This window comes from Defluviitalea phaphyphila (genome assembly GCF_001466305.1).
Classification (GTDB): Bacteria; Bacillota; Clostridia; order Lachnospirales; family Defluviitaleaceae; genus Defluviitalea_A; species Defluviitalea_A phaphyphila.
Map to the genome: position 1 here is coordinate 1 of NZ_JWID01000044.1, position 3,311 is coordinate 3,311.

The following is a 3,311-nucleotide window of genomic DNA, read 5'->3' on the forward strand; positions in this document are numbered from 1 at the left end:
TATTTTCAGAAGTAATTATAATATTTTATTAACAATTTTGTTAAGTTTTATATTTGAAATCTTGTTAATTATTATTTTAGCATTAATAGAAGACCAAAGATACCACAGGCGCAGATTGAAACAGCATTAAAGCTATATGCAAGTAAGTTATTTACTACGGAAGAAGTTGCAAAATTATCAGGGGTAAGTAGTAGTACCCTTTACAGAGCATTAAGGGGGCAGAGACAGTCATTAACCTCAAATTAATAGAATTCCAAAAAGCCTTGAGAGGCAAAGGTAAAAGGACAGTTGAAAATAAAGAGAATGACATAAATCGATTTAAACCTGACAGTTAGGGCTTTTGTGTAAACAAAAATAAAGACAGATTAAGGTATATAAGCGAATGAAAATTTTCAAGAAGACTGGACTTTAGTGAATGGTGACGGTAACATCATGAAAAAAGTGTAGTCAATAAAGGTTCGTGATGCCTCAATCACGTAATTTGTCACACGAAGAACAGATAGGCTGTCGTTCCCTTGCGAGGATTAAGGTCAAGGGACACTTCTTTACAAGAAATGTCCCTAATCAAATCTAACGCTCTTAAATTGAGGTTGCCGATTTGCGTAGTGGAGACAAGGAAAAGCATTATGCAGTTGTGATTGATTGCTGGATGAAAAAAGTTGGAGAGATTAGCTTTAAAAACAGACCATCTAAGTTTCCAGCATTTGTTGAGGATATAAAGAAAATATGCGGTACAAAGTACTTTGTATTTGGACTTGAGGATACCAGAAGTTTTGGACGTAATCTGGCTTCATATCTTGTAGGAAGGAAGTTTGAAGTCAAACATGTAAATCCAGCCTATACCAGTGCAGTAAGGCTTTCAAATCCTATTGTATACAAGGATGATTCCTATGATGCCTATTGTGTTGCAAGAGTATTAAGAGATATGTTGGATACATTACAGGACGCAAAACATGAGGATATATATTGGACAATCAGGCAGTTGGTAAAAAGGCGAGATATGATAGTAAAAAACAATGTGATGAACAAAAACCAATTACATAGTCAGCTGTCTTATAGTTATCCATCCTATAAGAAGTTTTTTGCACAGGTTGATGGTAAGAGTGCTTTATGTTTTTGGGAAAACTATCCTTCACCAGAGCATATTTGGAGTACTACATCAGAAAAAATTTATGAAACAATAAAAGCGGTACATCAGGCATTAAAGATAGAGCGTATTTATGCAATTATTGATATAATTAAAAAGGATGGTAATACACAGAAGGGGTATCAGGAAGAAAGAGATTCTATTGTAAGGAATATTGTAAAGGATATTAAGAACAATCAGGAACTAATAAAAGATATAGAAAAGCAGTTAAGAAAATTATTACCACAGACAGGTTATAAGCTGCAAACCATGCCAGGTATTGACTTTATAACCAAAGCAAAAATTGTGTCTGAAATTGGAGATATTAACAGATTTCCAGATTCAGGTAAGTTGGCTCGATTTATGGGTTTGGCACCTGTACATTTCAGTTCAGCAGGTAAAGGCAGGGATGAAAGATGCAGAAATGGCAACAGAGAGTTGAATGCCATATTTCATTTTTTGGCTATACAAATGGTAGCAGTATCACCATCAGAAAAACCAAGACATCCAGTATTTAGAGAGTATTTTGAATAGAAGGTTAAAGAGGGTAAAACCAAGCCACAGGCTCTTATATGTATAGCAAGAAGGCTTGTAAGGATAATCTACGGTATGATGAAAACAAAGACAGAATACAGACCGTATGAAAAGCAAGAGGAGAAAAGACAGTAAAGTTAGTAGTATTTGGATTTATTAATTGAGATATGGTAGAAGGAATTATATAATAGTTATAGTTCTTGTAGTGAGGGAACGAGTGAAACTGTTGAAGTACCTCAGAAAGCATTTGATGTTGCAGATGAGGTACTAAAGAGGAATGGTGCACCGCCAAAAGGATATAAAGGAGGAAGGATATTTGCTAATGATGGTAGAAATGGTGGACAAATTCTTCCCGAAGGGAATTATAAAGAATATGATGTAAATCCATATGTAAAAGGCCAAAATAGAGGAGCAGAGAGAATAGTAATAGATGATAAAGGTTCTGTGTGGTATACAAATGATCATTATAAGACGTTTATAAAAATTAAATAGAAGAAGGTGTTAAAAATGATACAAGAATTAATACAACTTAAGCAACCATACTTTCATATAATAGGAATTGAAAAGTCAGAATTTTATAGATTGTTTTTGAGCAATGGAAGTCTTGAGTGTGAGGGTATGGTTGTAAAACAAATAGCAGGTAGTAAATGTACAACGATTGATGAGTTGTTTGCTGAGTTTGCTGAAGTTCTTCAGTTTCCAGATTATTTTGGTAATAATTGGGCAGCTTTTGACGAGTGCTTAAATGATTTAGACTGGTTACCGGGCGAAGCATATTTGTTGATAATAGAAGATGCAGACCAAGTTATCACAATATCTGATAATAGCTTTAAAATTTTTATTGAAATACTTAAACGTTCTGTAAATGAGTGGACGGAAGGAAGGAACTATGATGATTTTCTTACACCACCAATCCCTTTTCATGTGGTTTTCCAATGTCCAGTTAAGAAAATAAATGATGTAAAAGAAAGACTTAAAATGGCTGGATTAAAAAACGTAAATATTATAAGCATAAAAGAAGATTAATTAGAACTTGATGATACAGATTTGAAACTACCTATTATTCATATGATTTAACATACTATAAAAATACTATGAAATTTAAACACATTAACTTAGATGACTATAAAGTTGATGATAATAAAGAAATAGAAGATGAAAATATGAAAGAAGGGATAGAACATATCTATAATAAATGTGGGGGTGTATAATTAAAATTTATGTATCTCAACATTTTTGGCTCTTTGTCAATAGCTGAGATGGGATTATATTAAATCCCGCTTTATTATTGATTTTGAGCTTATTTTAATATTTTCTTATTTTTGGGGCGCACTTAATAAACCTAGCTAAATGTAGGATTTTCCACAAAATATTCAATTATTACTATTTAATTAATAAAATGAATTATCCTATTATGCAATCTTCTAAAGTTTTTTAAACCATACGTTTTAAAACCCTAATCTTATTATTAAAAACTTCTGTTAGCCCATTAGTATAACCATATTTAGAAGTTTATTTCATAAGTGTATTTATTTTTATAAATTTTGAAATATATAAATTTTAAATTATGCCCTTAATATTTATTATAATTATCCCTTTATATTTATTTATAAAAAGTACTTTTATCCTAATTATTAAAAAGGATAAAGTA

At 31.6% G+C, this 3,311-nt stretch carries 2 protein-coding genes and 3 pseudogenes; 4 read left to right on the forward strand and 1 reads right to left on the reverse strand.

The features are described 5' to 3' along the window. Positions 1 to 99 precede the first annotated feature (99 nt). The 4 genes and pseudogenes from OM90_RS13580 to OM90_RS11870 all read left to right on the forward strand — a co-directional run bounded on the left by OM90_RS13580 (position 100) and on the right by OM90_RS11870 (position 2,686). Positions 100 to 246, forward strand: a complete 147-nt coding sequence (locus tag OM90_RS13580) for a helix-turn-helix domain-containing protein (protein WP_278335825.1) — start codon at positions 100 to 102, stop codon at positions 244 to 246. 367 nt (positions 247 to 613) lie between these two features. Beyond that, positions 614 to 1,795, forward strand: a pseudogene (locus tag OM90_RS11865) (IS110 family RNA-guided transposase); the annotation flags it as partial. Positions 1,796 to 1,873: 78 nt separating this feature from the next. Further along, a pseudogene (locus OM90_RS13585) lies at positions 1,874 to 2,152 on the forward strand (ribonuclease domain-containing protein); the annotation flags it as partial. Between the two features lie 96 nt (positions 2,153 to 2,248). Next, complete coding sequence (locus tag OM90_RS11870) at positions 2,249 to 2,686, forward strand: barstar family protein (protein WP_160323672.1); 438 nt, start codon at positions 2,249 to 2,251, stop codon at positions 2,684 to 2,686. 361 nt (positions 2,687 to 3,047) lie between these two features. Here the strand turns inward: OM90_RS11870 and OM90_RS13610 are convergent. After that, positions 3,048 to 3,166, reverse strand: a pseudogene (locus OM90_RS13610) (transposase); the annotation flags it as partial. Positions 3,167 to 3,311 lie beyond the last annotated feature (145 nt).